The sequence below is a fragment of the Reella acinonychis genome, from assembly GCF_052384575.1.
In the GTDB taxonomy this organism is placed as follows: domain Bacteria; phylum Pseudomonadota; class Gammaproteobacteria; order Enterobacterales; family Pasteurellaceae; genus JBQSUQ01.
The window spans coordinates 173,243-187,684 of record NZ_JBQSUQ010000007.1 but is presented as its reverse complement, the minus strand read 5'-3'; the positions used below and the strand labels follow the sequence as shown (position 1 = coordinate 187,684).

General features: G+C 39.0%; 15 protein-coding genes. All 15 read right to left on the bottom strand.

The features are described 5' to 3' along the window. Positions 1-4 precede the first annotated feature (4 nt). The 15 genes from ACT2CV_RS04680 to rsfS all read right to left on the bottom strand — a co-directional run bounded on the left by ACT2CV_RS04680 (position 5) and on the right by rsfS (position 14,385). Positions 5-532 (bottom strand): DsbE family thiol:disulfide interchange protein, encoded by a 528-nt coding sequence (locus ACT2CV_RS04680; protein WP_464973634.1) that lies wholly within the window; start codon positions 530-532, stop codon positions 5-7. Beyond that, entirely contained in the window at positions 525-2,441 is a 1,917-nt protein-coding gene (gene nrfE / locus ACT2CV_RS04675; protein ID WP_464973633.1) for a heme lyase NrfEFG subunit NrfE, read from the bottom strand. The genes ACT2CV_RS04680 and nrfE overlap by 8 nt, the downstream gene beginning before the upstream one ends. Before the next feature lie 79 nt (positions 2,442-2,520). Beyond that, positions 2,521-3,459 carry a cytochrome c nitrite reductase subunit NrfD gene (gene nrfD, locus ACT2CV_RS04670; protein WP_464973632.1) on the bottom strand — a complete coding sequence of 313 codons (939 nt, stop codon included), beginning with the start codon at positions 3,457-3,459 and terminating at the stop codon, positions 2,521-2,523. After that, the gene (nrfC, locus tag ACT2CV_RS04665) at positions 3,456-4,139 is read right to left on the bottom strand and encodes a cytochrome c nitrite reductase Fe-S protein (protein ID WP_464973631.1); all 684 of its coding nucleotides are present in this window, start codon (positions 4,137-4,139) and stop codon (positions 3,456-3,458) included. The genes nrfD and nrfC overlap by 4 nt, the downstream gene beginning before the upstream one ends. Next, positions 4,136-4,759 carry a cytochrome c nitrite reductase pentaheme subunit gene (nrfB, locus tag ACT2CV_RS04660; RefSeq protein WP_464973630.1) on the bottom strand — a complete coding sequence of 208 codons (624 nt, stop codon included), beginning with the start codon at positions 4,757-4,759 and terminating at the stop codon, positions 4,136-4,138. The genes nrfC and nrfB overlap by 4 nt, the downstream gene beginning before the upstream one ends. 74 nt (positions 4,760-4,833) lie before the next feature. After that, complete coding sequence (gene nrfA, locus ACT2CV_RS04655) at positions 4,834-6,300, bottom strand: ammonia-forming nitrite reductase cytochrome c552 subunit (RefSeq protein WP_464973983.1); 1,467 nt, start codon at positions 6,298-6,300, stop codon at positions 4,834-4,836. A gap of 366 nt (positions 6,301-6,666) precedes the next feature. Beyond that, positions 6,667-7,629, bottom strand: coding sequence for a lipoyl synthase (lipA, locus tag ACT2CV_RS04650; RefSeq protein ID WP_464973629.1), 963 nt, complete (start codon positions 7,627-7,629; stop codon positions 6,667-6,669). A 66-nt stretch (positions 7,630-7,695) separates the two neighbouring features. Beyond that, positions 7,696-8,352, bottom strand: a complete 657-nt coding sequence (lipB, locus tag ACT2CV_RS04645) for a lipoyl(octanoyl) transferase LipB (RefSeq protein WP_464973628.1) — start codon at positions 8,350-8,352, stop codon at positions 7,696-7,698. Positions 8,353-8,364: 12 nt separating this feature from the next. Beyond that, positions 8,365-8,664, bottom strand: coding sequence for a DUF493 family protein YbeD (ybeD, locus tag ACT2CV_RS04640; protein ID WP_464973627.1), 300 nt, complete (start codon positions 8,662-8,664; stop codon positions 8,365-8,367). A gap of 76 nt (positions 8,665-8,740) precedes the next feature. Next, complete coding sequence (locus ACT2CV_RS04635; RefSeq protein WP_464973626.1) at positions 8,741-9,925, bottom strand: serine hydrolase; 1,185 nt, start codon at positions 9,923-9,925, stop codon at positions 8,741-8,743. Between the two features lie 28 nt (positions 9,926-9,953). Next, positions 9,954-10,439, bottom strand: a complete 486-nt coding sequence (locus ACT2CV_RS04630) for a septal ring lytic transglycosylase RlpA family protein (protein ID WP_464973625.1) — start codon at positions 10,437-10,439, stop codon at positions 9,954-9,956. 57 nt (positions 10,440-10,496) lie between these two features. After that, positions 10,497-11,618, bottom strand: a complete 1,122-nt coding sequence (gene rodA / locus ACT2CV_RS04625; protein WP_464973624.1) for a rod shape-determining protein RodA — start codon at positions 11,616-11,618, stop codon at positions 10,497-10,499. Further along, entirely contained in the window at positions 11,615-13,570 is a 1,956-nt protein-coding gene (gene mrdA, locus ACT2CV_RS04620; protein ID WP_464973623.1) for a penicillin-binding protein 2, read from the bottom strand. Before mrdA ends, rodA begins: the two co-directional genes overlap by 4 nt. Positions 13,571-13,582: 12 nt before the next feature. Further along, positions 13,583-14,050 carry a 23S rRNA (pseudouridine(1915)-N(3))-methyltransferase RlmH gene (gene rlmH, locus ACT2CV_RS04615; RefSeq protein ID WP_464973622.1) on the bottom strand — a complete coding sequence of 156 codons (468 nt, stop codon included), beginning with the start codon at positions 14,048-14,050 and terminating at the stop codon, positions 13,583-13,585. A 26-nt stretch (positions 14,051-14,076) separates the two neighbouring features. Continuing rightward, entirely contained in the window at positions 14,077-14,385 is a 309-nt protein-coding gene (rsfS, locus tag ACT2CV_RS04610) for a ribosome silencing factor (protein WP_464973621.1), read from the bottom strand. Between the last annotated feature and the right edge of the window lie 57 nt (positions 14,386-14,442).

Genomic DNA, 14,442 nt, shown 5'->3' with positions numbered 1-14,442 from the left:
CTTGTTATCTCCATTTTTCTAACTCAGGCAAAATGATCTTTTGTACGGTTTCACGATCAAATGCGCCAGAATAGCGGTAACGAATAACGCCATATTTATCAACAATATAGGTTTCTGGTGCACCATCAACGCCTAATTGCATGGCTAGCTTGCCTTGGCTATCATCGATACTAAACACAAAAGGATTTCCTGAATGTTGTAAGTATTCCAACGCATTTTGTTTTTTATCGCGATAATTTAAACCAACAATTTTTACACCTTGTTGAGCAAGTTCAAGTAACAAAGGATGTTCCTGTTTGCAATAATAACACCAACTTCCCCATACATTGATCAAGTGCGGTTCTTTTGGTAACTGTTTGTTATTACGAATAATATTATTATCTTGCAAATCTGCTTGGAAAAATTCGGGTACGGGTTTGTCAATTAATGCAGACGCAATTTTTTTGGGATCTTGCTGTAATCCCACTAACAACAAGGCACAAATGCCCAAAATCAACACCAATGGAATGAAAAAGAAAATCTTTTTATTCATATTTCTTCCTTAATCCTAAACAAGCCAATAGCGCCCCTAATGCCATAAGAACACCACCAATCCATAACCAACGTACGAAAGGTTTATAATGTAAACGGAAGGTGAATTCGCCATTAATTCCGCTGTTATGTGTGAGTTTATCGCCCATCACAATATAAATATCGCCGAACCATCCCCATTCAATACCGACTTCGGACATATTCATTGTTCTCACGTCGTAATAGCGGCGTTCAGGGAAAAGTGCGGTCACTTTTTTGCCATTTTTTAGTACATCAAAATGCGCTTTTTCACTGGTGTAGTTTGGTCCAATTTCATTGCTAAAGCCAAGGTAGCGGAATTCATATCCACTTAAATGCTGGCTTTGTTGTGGTGCTAATCGCACACCAATTTCAGAGCCAAAATAGCTCGACATCACTGCGCCAATAACCGTCACCGCCACACCACAATGCGCCAATATCATACCGAATTGCTTTAAATTGAGTTTTAACCAGTTGGTGTAAATTGTTGCTAACAACAACCAAATCGCTAAAGTCAGCAAAAGATAAGCAGTAAAATGGAAGCCTAAGCTTTCTTCTTGTGCGACCGTATATGCAATTAATCCATAAGCAATGGCAGCAGCGGGCAATAGCATGATTACGCGTTTAATAAATTGTGCAAAATGGAAACGTTGCCATCTTGTCGCTAAAACCACCACCATGGCAATTAATAACACAATAATTAACGGCAGGAAAATGCTATTAAAATAAGGCGCACCAACAGAAATCGAACCCCATCCTAAACTGGTAAATAACATTGGATAGAATGTACCAATGAACACACTGACCGTTGCAATGGTTAATAGCACATTAACAAGTAACATAGCACTTTCTTTAGAAACGATGGCAAAACGCACCGCACTTTGTTGTAAATTAGTCTTAAAAGCGAACAGACTTAGTGAGCTAACAGTAAGCAAAAAGAAAAGCACTAATAGTACGGTTCCACGTTCGCCATCAACAGCAAACGCATGCACAGAAGTCAGTACGCCAGATCGGACAATGAAAGTACCTAGCACACTAAATGCAAAAGCGAACAGTGAAAATAGAATGGTCCAATAGCTGAAAATCCCGCGTTGTTCTGTAACAGATAAACTATGTAATAAAGCAAGACTTAACAACCAAGGCATTAAAGATGCATTTTCAACAGGATCCCAGAACCACCAACCGCCCCAGCCTAATTCATAATATGCCCACCAAGAGCCCAGCATAATACCAAGGGTTAAAAATAACCAAGACGTGAGAATCCAAGGTCGCATCCAACGTGCCATAGCTGCATCTAAATGCCCGCTTAATAAGGCTGCAATAGTTAAAGCAAAATTAACCGCGAAACCCACATAACCAAGATATAACAAAGGCGGATGAAAAATGAGTCCAACATCTTGCAACATTGGGTTTAAATCTCGCCCTTCTGGTGGAATGGGAAATTGACGGATAAACGGATTTGAAAAATAAATGATAAAAATGGCAAGACCAACACAAATTAAACCTAAAACAGATAGCGTTCTGCTGGCAATAATAGGATCGATTTTTCGACTGAAAAAGGCAAATAACATTACCCAAATGCTGATTGAAAACAGCCAAAATAGCATGGAACCTTCATGCCCGCCCCAAGTGGCAGCTAACTTAAAGAAAAGCGGTAATTGCGAATTAGAATGTGCGGCGACATAATCAACAGAAAAGTCATCAACTGCAAAAGAATAAGCTAATAAGCTGATTGATATAATGCTAAATATTCCCAACGCATAGCTCAACTGCCATGAAGTGCGGATCAAATTAACATTGTTTTTCGCAATGCCGATCTGTGGCAAAATTGCCAATAATAAGGAACTAAAAAACGCAAAGAGTAACGCAATAAAGCCAAGTTCAGGAATCATAAAGTGCTTTTAAATTTAACAAATAATACAATAAAAAGGGCGTTATAAAACGCCCTCATTTTACAATATCTTAACTAAATTATGCGACTGTTAATTGACCTGCGTACAAAATAAAGTAACGCAAGCAAAGTACACCAATTAAGTCAAAAATAGAAACCCAGATAATAAAACCGCGGTTATATTTAAATCTATCAGAAGCAAACATATTTGCTGCCAACGGAATTAAAATACCAATTAAGAATACGCCTATCCAGAAAATCGCTCCCCAGAAACCACTTAATGCATTTTGTAGCGCCAGTAATTTTTGACCACCACCAAAGTATAGTCCCACAAAGAAGCAAACTAATAGACCTAATTCAGTGATCATAATAGGTACTTCAAATTTATGGATAAAATGAACTTCTTCACTATCGCCAGCTAATTTACCTGCAATCAGGATGATTAGGAAGGTAGCTGCGATACCTGATGATGTACCAGAAGCCAAGAATAAAGCTGGTAATACAGGGTTATTCAACATTGGATAACTGATTAATGCCGAGAGTAAGAAACCAGTATAAGCCCCTAATACTGCTGCAAGAACGAATAATACGAACTCTAATGGTTTTAAGAAACGCTCAACAAATTCAATCCATTTCACCGCAAACTTCAATGGCGAGTTTGCTATCCAGTCTTTAAACATAACAGCGGCCCATACCACAAGCACTGCCATATATACTTGGAATAACATTACCCCCATCGACATCACAGAATTGAATTGATAATTAAACATCAATTTCCAGAATGTCCAAGGACGAGCTAAATGGAAAATCAGCAACGTTAAACCAATTAAAGTTGGAACTATCCCTAAAATCACCGCACTTCGAATAACCCAGTTTGCACTTGGTTTTTCGAATTTCACATGATTGCGGTAAGCAATACCTAATTGTACTGCACCAGAGGAAATACCTAAGAGAAATAAGTAAATCGCAATGGTGCCATCCCATACAAGATTTGGGGTTTGAAATGCGACTTCATTCATGATCTGTGCTCCCCTTTACCGAATGGAACGTGATATAAATTCGGTTCTGTACCTAATTGAACTTTTGTACGATAAACTGGATTCTCACGTACTTTACGAGCGACAGCACTGCTTGGGTCATTCATATCACCAAAGGTTAATGATTTGGTTGGGCAAGCCTCAACACAAGCAGGTTGTTTACCATTTGCTAAGTTCGTATCACGACAGAAATTACATTTATCCGCTGTTTTATGAATTGGATGAATAAAACGGACACGATACGGACAAACTGCCACACAATATTGACAGCCAACACATAAATCTTTTTCAACATCCACAATACCTGTTTTCGGATCAATGAAAGAAGCGCCCGTAGGACAAACCGAAACACAAGGGGCGTTGCTACAATGTTGACAAGATTGGCGGAAAAATTCATATTCCACGTCAGGAAATTCGCCAATAGGTTTACTACGAATAATTTCCAAACGAGAAACACCTTCTGGCACTTGGTTTACTTCACGACAAGCATCCATACAAGCGGTACAACCGATACAAGAGGTTTCATCATGCACCATTGCATAGCGAATGGTTTTTTCTTGCTTATCGGATTCACCTTGTGCCGTTAAACTAACTGTTGTTCCGGTCGTTAGGATTAACGCTCCCATACCAGAAACAAAGTTTCGGCGTGAGCAAGCGGTCATTTTTTATCCTTTTGTTCAGTAGAAAGTTGTTTTTCACGTGCTTCTTTCTGTTTTTGTTGTTCGCTATGGCAATCAACACAAAGTTTCACACGCTCTTTTGGCTTAATTTCTTTCATTTTATCTTTTGCTGGGTGCAAGGTATGGCAATCAGCACAAGGTAATTTGATAGAGTGAACATCATGTGCCCAGAATTTTTCTTTTAATTTCTCAGGTTGGTGACATGAAAAACAAACCTGGTTTTGTTCTGCTGGCGTAAATTTAATGGTCTGCTCTTTATCCCATAATCCATGGAAACGCATCACATCTTTCACGCCACGACGATGCTCTTCACTAATATTGCCATGACAAGTTACACAGTTAATTGGCTTGCCTGTTGTTGGATTTGTTTTCGTTAAGTGCGTACCATGGAACTTACCAGTATGAAATTCGCCTTTTGCTTGATCCGCATTGGTATCCAAATTATGACACTTCGCACAATACTGATTTGGATCTCGCACGTTTTCAATGGTTGGTTCATACGTCAATTTACTTTCATTTGCTGACGCTGTCATTGGCACTGCAACTAACATCACACCACAAAGTGCGGTCAATTTTGCAAGTGTTTTTAATACAGAGTTCATTTTTGTTACCTCAATTCTTGATTTAAAGTGACCGCACTTAAGCAAGTTTCACAAAAGTGCGGTTGCTTTTTTCATTATTTTGCAGGTGGTACGTCGTTGATGAGTAGACCTTTCGCTTTCGCTTCTTTATTCCACTCAGGAACCACTTTATTCAAGAACTCTGCTTTTTCTCTACGTTCTTTTTCGATATCAACACCAATGACTTTCCATGCTTTTTCTGCTGTTGAAGTATCTGGATAGTTAATTGGTTGTTTAACATCATGTTTAGCTAACACAACTGCTAATTTTGCACGAGCATCTGCAATACGATCTAAACCAGATGCAATCACTTTTAAGGTGATATCAGGTGCGTGCATGTGGTTACCATGACCTGCTGCTGAGTAATCCCAACGCCATTGTGCGTGACGAATACCTTTTAATGCATCAGCCATTTCTTCTTTCGTTGCACCTGCATCCCAAGCAGCTTTCGCTTCAAAGTGTGCTTTCACGATTTGATCTTCTAATTTAAGCATCACTTCTTTCACGTCATGTTTATGACCAGCAACGATTTTTTGTAAGGTTTCTTTGCTTTGGTCATGACATTTCGCACAAGTATGTTCAAATTGATCAAATGGGTTGCCAATTTTGTGGTCGGTATAGACTTTGCCATCCGCACCTTGAACTTTAGGCATGTGACAGTCAATACAGGTTACGCCATTTTTACCATGGGTACCTTGCATCCAAATTTCATAATCAGGATGCTGTGTTTTCAACATTGGTGCTTTAGAAATGGCGTGTTGCCAGTCAACGAAGTCGATCTCATCATAGTATTTTTCGATACTATCTACATCAACACCTTTGAACCATGGGAACACCACGTTATTCACATTATCTTTATCAAAATAATATTCTACATGGCAGTTCGCACAGATTGCTGCACGCTTATCAGTACGATCTAAATCGGCAAATTTTTTGTCAATCGCTTCTAATGCACGTAATGCATTTGGACGTGCGATGCGTAATGCTGGTTTACCTTCTTCAAAATCTTTTGAAGTAGTATCGTGACAGTCAGCACAACCAATCGCATTGACAATTTCTGCCCCTGCTTTCACCCATTTGCCGTTGAAGTAACCTTCTTCGCCCCATTCAGCCATTAAGCGTGCCACATCTGGACCTTTACAAGTCCAACAAGCCATTGGCATACCGCTGTTAAGGTCTTTTGGTGCGCCTGTACGTAAAATATTGCGCACATCAGTAACAGAATAGAAGTGGCCACGTGGTTTGTTATACTCTTTTGAGAATGCATAACCCGCCCACATAACAATCATTCTTGGATCTAATTCAATTGCAGGGGAAATTTCTGTTGAATTTGAGGTTGCTTTCCAGCTTTTATATTGGCTTGGATATTTTTCCGCAAAACTTTCATTCACAGACTCAATTTTTAAATTAGGATTTGCTGGTGCTAACTCACCTTTTTTAGGTGCGTATTGCATTTTCTCTACTTTAGCTTCAGCAGAAGGTTGCTCACTCGCCGAAGCCGTTTGCAACATAACCAAGCTCATTCCAGCAATCGCTAGAGAAGATAATGTTTTTTTGAGGATGTTCACGATAATCACTCCATTAAAAATTAATTAACCAAGGTTAAAATTGTATATACAAGTTTGAATTTGCTTTATTAATCTAGTCATTACAAATGAGAATTTTTATCATTAATAACAACAAGATAATTAATAAAAAGCTAAAAAATCAATGGTAAATTAACAAATTGAAAAAACCTTTGCTGAGCTTTCACACTTTTTCTTGCGTTTGATCAAGCAAAATACTTCTTTAGGGGTAGAGGGTATAAATACCTCTTTTTGAGAACGGAAAAAGAATAAACAAAGTGCGGTGAAAACATCGACAATTTCCACCGCACTTTTAGAAAGGAATTACTTCACAAGTCCACCGCTCGCTTGTAAATCCGCATGATAAGAAGAACGAACAAAAGGACCACAAGCTGCATGTTCAAATCCCATTTCTTCGGCTTTCTGACGCATTTCATCAAACTCCTCAGGTGGAACATAACGCGCAACAGGCAAATGGTGACGACTTGGTTGTAAATATTGCCCTAATGTCAACATTGTCACACCATGATCCCGTAGATCTTGCATAACCGCTAAAATTTCTTCATTTGTTTCACCTAATCCCACCATTAATCCAGATTTTGTTGGAATATTAGGGAACATCGCTTTGAAGTCTTTTAATAATTTTAACGACCATTGATAGTCAGCACCCGGACGAATTTCACGATATAGGCGAGGCACATTTTCCAAATTATGATTAAACACATCTGGTGGATTTTCTTTCAGAATTTCAAGGGCTTGCTCAATTCTGCCTCGAAAGTCAGGAACGAGAATTTCAACTTTGGTATTTGGATTTAAAGCGCGAATTTCACGTACAGTGGCTGCAAAATGTGCGGCACCACGATCAGGTAAATCATCACGATCCACCGAAGTAATCACCACATATTTTAATTTCATATCCTGTACGGTTTCCGCCACTTTACGTGGTTCATCAGGATCTAGAGCAAGTGGTTTACCATGTGCCACATCACAGAATGGACAGCGGCGAGTACAAATTGCCCCCATAATCATAAATGTAGCAGTACCATGATTAAAACATTCATGCAAATTAGGGCAAGAGGCTTCTTCACATACCGAATGTAGACCATGGCGACGCATACCATTTTTAATACTATTAATTTTCTCAGAATTTGCAGGTAATTTGATTTTCATCCATTCTGGTTTTTTTAATAATTCCTGATCTGGATTGATATTTTTTACCGGAATAATGGATGTTTTTGCAGCATCACGATATTTTACTCCGGGTTCCATTTTGAAGGGTTTACCCATTTTATTCCTTATTCATTGCTAAACTAACTGTTACACTCAAATAAAAGTGCAATTTTTAAAAAAATTTTAGATATTATAGCCTAAAAGTTGACAGAAATGTGTAACTAATTGAGGAGATACCTTGTCGCATTCCGCTTCTTGTACAGGGATAAAATCTGCTAACTGGCACATTTCTAATCCAATGTAGCCACAAGGATTGATCATGCGAAAAGGGCTGAGATCCATATTGATATTCAAAGCTAAACCATGAAATGAACAACCTTTGCGAATGCGTAATCCTAAAGAACAAATCTTTTTCTCAATACCATCACAATTTATATATACGCCTGGTGCATCGGCCTTGGCATAGGATTGAATACCATAATCAGCCAACGTCAACACAACTGTTTGTTCCAATGCAGTAACTAATTGTCGTACATTAAAATCTCTACCTTCCGCTTTATGACGTTTAATATCAATCAACACATACATCACTTGCTGCCCAGGTCCATGATAGGTAATTTGTCCACCACGATCGGACTGCACAACAGGAATATCACTACGTTGTAATAAATGTTCCGCTTTACCTGCTTGACCTTGCGTAAATACAGGATAATGTTGCACTAACCAAATTTCATCAGCGGTATTTTCACTGCGATTATCAGTAAAATCCTGCATTTTTTGCCAAATTTGTTGGTAATCTTGCATACCCAATTGGCGAATAATTAAAGGAATATTGTGCATATTCAGCCCTGATTAAAGCACCATTCTCACGCCATTAATTTTCGCTAATTCAGCATAAAGCGTTTCTACTTGTTCAATATTTTCTGCAACAATATCAATGGAGATAGAATTATAAGTGCCTTTGCTACTCACATTTTCACGAGGATTATAATCCCCCTTGGCATATTTTTGCACCACGACTACAACATCATCAACCAGATGTTCTCTGTTTTGCCCAACCACTTTGAATGTAAAAGGGCAAGGAAACTCCAACAGATCTTTTAATTGTTTTTGTGGTACTTCTGCGAGATTAACTTGTTTTTTATCCGACATAATCTTTTCCTAAAATAAGCTAAAAAAGTACCGCACTTTATAAAAAGTGCGGTGAAAATAAATTGAGTTTTCTAACTTAGAATAAACCTTTGATAGTGAGCACTAACCAATCCCAAGCACGCCCGAAAATGCCAGCTTCTTGCACATCTTGCATAACTTGGAGATTTACCGTCGCAATATCTTTTCCATCCAATTGATAAACGACTTTACCCACATTTTGTCCCTTGGCTAATGGCGCTTCTAAATATTTTTTATCATATTCAACTCGTGCTTTTAAATCCGCCTGGCGACCTTTGGAAACAGTAATAAAACCATCTTGTAGCACACCAATTACGACTTTATTGGCATCACCATAATATACTGATTTTTCTTCAACTCCTTTGCCTGCTTCTAAGGTTTTGAAAGTCTCAAAGCTATTAAATCCCCATTGGAGTAATTTTTTGCTCTCAACTTCACGACCTTTATAAGTTGGCACGCCCATCACCACAGAAATTAAACGCATATTGTTGCCATTGGTTGCTGAAGCCACCAAGTTATAGCCTGCATTATCAGTATGACCTGTTTTCATCCCATCAACATTAAGGGTTTTATCCCAAAGTAAACCATTGCGGTTAGGTTGTTTAATTTTATTGAAGGTAAATTCTTTTTCTGCATACACTTTATATTTTTCTGGCAAATCACGAATGATATGGGCACCAATAATTGCCATATCTCTTGCTGAAGAATATTGTTGAGGATCATCCAATCCATGCGGTGTCGTAAAATGCGTATTTTTTAAGCCAAATTGTTCAACATATTTATTCATCAATTCAACAAATTTATCTGTTGAGCCAGACACATGTTCTGCCATCGCAACGCAAGCATCATTCCCGGATACGACAATAATGCCTCGGTTTAAATCGGCAACTGAAACCTGTTGATTGAGATTTAAGAACATTTTTGATGAACCAGGGAAATTTTTACCCCAAGCACTTTCACCAATAGTCACCGTATCCGTTAAATTGATTTTCCCCTGTTTGATCGCATCACCTACCACATAACTTGTCATCATTTTCGTTAACGACGCTGGATATTGACGCTGATCTGGATTGAAAGATGCCAACACTGCACCTGAATGATAATCCATTAAAACATAGGTTGCGGCATTAACTTGAGGTGGCGAAATACCAAAATTTACGTCTTCCGCAAAGCTTGATAAAGAAAATGACAACAAACCTGCCATTAATGCAAGCTTGGGCTTTTTAACAGAAACATTCAACATAAAAAATCCTTAAATATGTGCAATTAAGTTATTGTGCAAGATGTAATTTTTCAACTCTTACATTCGCAATTCCAGAAGAAATCATACCAATATCCGCTGCTGCTGCGCGCGAAAGATCAATGATTCGGCCTCGAACAAAAGGACCACGATCATTAATACGTACCACAACTTTTCGATTATTGCGTAAATTGGTGACTAATACATGGGTGCCTAATGGCAAACTTCTATGTGCTGCGGTATATTTCTTGCCGCTATAAGGCTCACCGCTCGCTGTGCGACGACCATTAAATTTAGAATGATAGTAACTGGCACCACCGCGTTTATCATAATGATAAGATTTATTTTTATGCTCCGTCGTATATGAACGACCGTTCACCTTATAAGTATTTGGCTTATCCACTTGCTTTTGGACAATCTGTGGATTTTTCGTTGCTCTTTTGGCTTCTGCATGAGAAGTACAAGCCGTAAGTACAACAGCAAATATCATCAAGAATATGTATTTTGCTATTTTCATAAATAATGTTATATCCTGTTTTTATGATTACCTTTTATAAGAGTAATCAAATTCAAATTAGTTCCGTTGCGTATATAAACCTGTTCGTTTATGCGTATGAATTGACATGACCAAACCGAATCCAGCCATTAAAGCGACAAATGATGTGCCGCCATAGCTAATAAGAGGAAGTGGCACGCCCACCACAGGTAAAATACCGCTTACCATACCAATATTCACGAAAATATATACAAAGAAAATAAGGAAAGTCGCACCAGTTAAAATACGCCCAAAGGCATTTTCTGCTTGCGCTCCAATCATCAACCCACGAATAATAATAAAGAAATAAATGGCTAATAAAATTAATACACCAATCATACCATGCTCTTCACTCAATACGGCAAAAATAAAATCTGTATGAGGTTCTGGTACAAATTCTAACTGAGATTGCGTCCCCGCCATCCAACCTTTACCTGTAATGCCACCTGAGCCAATCGCAATTTTCGATTGTAGAATATGGTAACCCGCACCTAAGGGATCTTTTTCTGGATCAAGTAAAGTCAACACCCTAGTGCGTTGATAATCATGCATTAAATATAGCCACATAATTGGAATAAATGCAGCAAGGCCAACAACTGCTGCTAAAATAATCCACCAGCTCATTCCTGCAAGGAAAACCACAAAAATACCGGAAGCACTGACCAATATGGATGTTCCCAAATCAGGCTGAATTGCCACTAATAATGTTGGCACTAAAATCATTGCAAGGGCGATAAAGGTTTGCTTCCAATTAATCGGTTGCTGCTTATTACCTAAATATACCGCTACCATCAAAGGCACAGCTAATTTCACAATTTCTGAGGGTTGAAAACGAATAACCCCTAAATCAAGCCAACGTTGCGCACCTTTACTTGTGGTACCAATCAAATCTACCAAAATCAACATCACTAAACCTGCCAAATAAAGCAAAGGCGCAATTTGTTGATAAAAACGTGGCGGTAGCTGCGCCATCACAAACATGACAAAAAAGCCTAATGTCACCTGAATGATACGGTTACGAAACATGACTTCACTACCACCAGAAGCACTGTATAACACCAACAAGCCATAACCTGAAATCACCACTAAGCCGACAAAAAGCCATAAATCGAGGTGCAGTTTAGACCATAAGGAAAAAATCAAAGGACGTTTTTCTTTCATTCTGTCACCTCAGATTCTATCGTTTTTTCCACCGCACTTTTCTCATCAACATTGTCTGACTTTTTCATTTTCGGCAAACGTACATTCAAATAATAATCCATTACTTTACGCACCACCGGCGCCGCAGCACTCGAACCACCACCTGCATTTTCTAAAATAACAGCCACCACCACTTTTGGATCTTGATACGGTGCATACCCCATAAACCAAGCATGGTCATGTAAGTATTTTTTTAAATTACGCGCATCATATTTTTGCCCTTCTTTTAGGCTAAAAACTTGCGCTGTTCCAGATTTTCCTGCTGCATCATAAGCTGCGCCAGCAAAAGCTTTTCGTCCCGTACCAGCAGCTGAATGCACCACACCAAACATACCTCTTTTTGCTGCTGCCCAAGCGGCTTCATTTGGTTCTTTAATATCTTCATAAAGCAATGGATCTTTATAAGGCTCAATAACCGAACCATGTAATGCTTTCATTAAGTGCGGTGTATTTACGCGTCCATTATTCACTAAAACTGCGGTGGCTTTAGCTAACTGTAATGGCGTCGCCGTCCAATAACCTTGCCCAATCCCCACTGGAATCGTATCTCCCATCACCCATGGTTTCTTATGACGTTTTTGCTTCCAAGTTCGATCAGGCATAATCGCAGCGGTTTCCTCTTTAATATCAACGCCTGTTGGCAAACCAAAACCAAACTTTTTCATCCAAAGAGAAAGCTTATCAATGCCCAGCTTATAAGCCACTTGATAAAAATAGGTATCTGAAGATTCCACGATTGCTTTCTGTAAATCCGTATTACCATGTCCTGATTTTTTCCAATCGCGGAAACGCTTTGTGGTATTTGGCAAAACCCAATAACCCGGGTCTGAAATCGTGGTACTTGGTGTAACAACCGATTCTGTTAACGCAGCTACTGCAACAAAAGGTTTTACTGTAGAAGCTGGAGGATACGCCCCTTGGGTTGCACGACTATATAAAGGACGATCCTCATCTTGTAATAAACGTTTATAATCCGCCCCTGAAATACCACCCACAAATAAATTATTATCGTAACTTGGGCTGGAAACCATCGCCAAAATACTGCTATCTTTTGGGTCTAGCACCACAACGGAGCCTTTTTGCTTACCCAATAAATCCGTAATATATTGTTGTAGAGGTAAATCAATGGTGAGATGGATACTCTTTCCAGCAATAGGTTCTTGCTCGCTTAATTTGCGAATAACCTTGCCTCGATTATTGATTTCTACCTGTTCATAGCCCGCAATACCATGCAATTCATCTTCATAATAGCGTTCAATGCCCAGTTTACCAATATCGGTTGTCCCTGCATAATTCGCTGATTTTTCTTCTTTTTTTAATCTGGCTTCATCTTTGTCATTAATTTTAGATACATAACCTAAAATATGCGTCATTGCCTCGCCATATAAATAATTGCGTTTAAAATAAGGACGAACATCTGCACTTGGATAGGCATATTGATTAACAGAAAAACGCGCGATTTGCTCTTCATTCAAATTCGGTTTAAGCAAAATCGGGGTGTAGCGAGTGGAACGGCGACGCTCTTTTTTGAATTGCTCAATATCTTCATCTGTCAAGCCGACGATATATCTTAGCTCATCAAAAGTGCGGTCTAAATCTTCGACTTTTTCAGGCACCAAATACAAACCAAAAAAAGTGAGGTTTTCCGCTAATAAGGTGCCATTACGATCGTAGATTAACCCTCGGGTAGGCGGCACTGGCAATAATTTAATACGGTTGCCGTTGGAACGCGTTTGATATTTATCGAACTCAACAACCTGTAAATGATATAAATTAGCCAATAAAATCGCAGCGAGTACTAAAGTCCCCAGAAAAGCAACCAACGCCCGACGTACGAACAGATTCCGTTCCGCTTTATTATCGCGAATCGGTTCATGCTTCGGTGGGGCAAAAAGCTTGCTTAAAAGACGCATAGAATTGATTTCTTATTCTCGATGATAGGGATGATTAGTCGTCAACGACCAAGCACGATATAAACTTTCCGCCACAACAACACGCACCAGCGGATGTGGCAAAGTTAAAGGAGACAATGACCAGCTTTGTTCTGCCAATGCTTTACATTCTGGTGACAAGCCTTCAGGCCCACCAATTAAGAGGCACACATCTCTCCCATCATTTTTCCAACTTTCTAATTGCTGTGCTAATTGCGCTGTCGTCCAAGGCTTACCAGGAATATCTAAAGTCACAATCTTGCCTTTACCACAGCTTGTTAGCATCGCTTTGCCTTCTTGCTCTAAAATGCGTTTAATATCCGCATTTTTACCGCGTTTTCCGGCAGGAATTTCCACTAACTCTAATGGCATATCTTTCGGAAAGCGGCGCTGATATTCTTCAAACCCTGTTTTTACCCAATCAGGCATTTTGGTACCAACAGCAATTAATTGTATTTTCATAAAGTGCGGTCAAATTTATTAAAGTTTTACGCCCACAATTTCTCAAGTTGATACATATCACGACTATCTTGTTGCATGATATGCACAATTGCTTGACCAAAATCCACCACAATCCAATCTGCCGTTGCTTTGCCTTCTTCACCAAAAGTCGCAAAACCGGCTTGTTTGCTTTCATCAATCAGCTTTTGCGCTAAGGAAGCCACATGGCGACTCGAAGTACCAGTGCAGATTATCATATCATCGGTAATTGAAGACTTACCACGCACATCAATGGCTTGAATTTCGGTGGCTTTTAAATCATCTAATTTGTTCACTAAAAAATCGACTAAATTCATATTCTCTTATTTGTTTTTGGATATTCGAACGTGGAATTTTAGCATAGGATGAGAAAG

What these genes read in the sequence shown, in the direction of transcription:
- ACT2CV_RS04680 (WP_464973634.1), bottom strand. Translation starts at nt 532, where the DNA reads ATGAATAAAAAGATTTTCTTTTTCATTCCATTGGTGTTGATTTTGGGC.
- nrfE (WP_464973633.1), bottom strand. Translation starts at nt 2,441, where the DNA reads ATGATTCCTGAACTTGGCTTTATTGCGTTACTCTTTGCGTTTTTTAGT.
- nrfD (WP_464973632.1), bottom strand. Translation starts at nt 3,459, where the DNA reads ATGAATGAAGTCGCATTTCAAACCCCAAATCTTGTATGGGATGGCACC.
- nrfC (WP_464973631.1), bottom strand. Translation starts at nt 4,139, where the DNA reads ATGACCGCTTGCTCACGCCGAAACTTTGTTTCTGGTATGGGAGCGTTA.
- nrfB (WP_464973630.1), bottom strand. Translation starts at nt 4,759, where the DNA reads ATGAACTCTGTATTAAAAACACTTGCAAAATTGACCGCACTTTGTGGT.
- nrfA (WP_464973983.1), bottom strand. Translation starts at nt 6,300, where the DNA reads ATGAGCTTGGTTATGTTGCAAACGGCTTCGGCGAGTGAGCAACCTTCT.
- lipA (WP_464973629.1), bottom strand. Translation starts at nt 7,629, where the DNA reads ATGGGTAAACCCTTCAAAATGGAACCCGGAGTAAAATATCGTGATGCT.
- lipB (WP_464973628.1), bottom strand. Translation starts at nt 8,352, where the DNA reads ATGCACAATATTCCTTTAATTATTCGCCAATTGGGTATGCAAGATTAC.
- ybeD (WP_464973627.1), bottom strand. Translation starts at nt 8,664, where the DNA reads ATGTCGGATAAAAAACAAGTTAATCTCGCAGAAGTACCACAAAAACAA.
- ACT2CV_RS04635 (WP_464973626.1), bottom strand. Translation starts at nt 9,925, where the DNA reads ATGTTGAATGTTTCTGTTAAAAAGCCCAAGCTTGCATTAATGGCAGGT.
- ACT2CV_RS04630 (WP_464973625.1), bottom strand. Translation starts at nt 10,439, where the DNA reads ATGAAAATAGCAAAATACATATTCTTGATGATATTTGCTGTTGTACTT.
- rodA (WP_464973624.1), bottom strand. Translation starts at nt 11,618, where the DNA reads ATGAAAGAAAAACGTCCTTTGATTTTTTCCTTATGGTCTAAACTGCAC.
- mrdA (WP_464973623.1), bottom strand. Translation starts at nt 13,570, where the DNA reads ATGCGTCTTTTAAGCAAGCTTTTTGCCCCACCGAAGCATGAACCGATT.
- rlmH (WP_464973622.1), bottom strand. Translation starts at nt 14,050, where the DNA reads ATGAAAATACAATTAATTGCTGTTGGTACCAAAATGCCTGATTGGGTA.
- rsfS (WP_464973621.1), bottom strand. Translation starts at nt 14,385, where the DNA reads ATGAATTTAGTCGATTTTTTAGTGAACAAATTAGATGATTTAAAAGCC.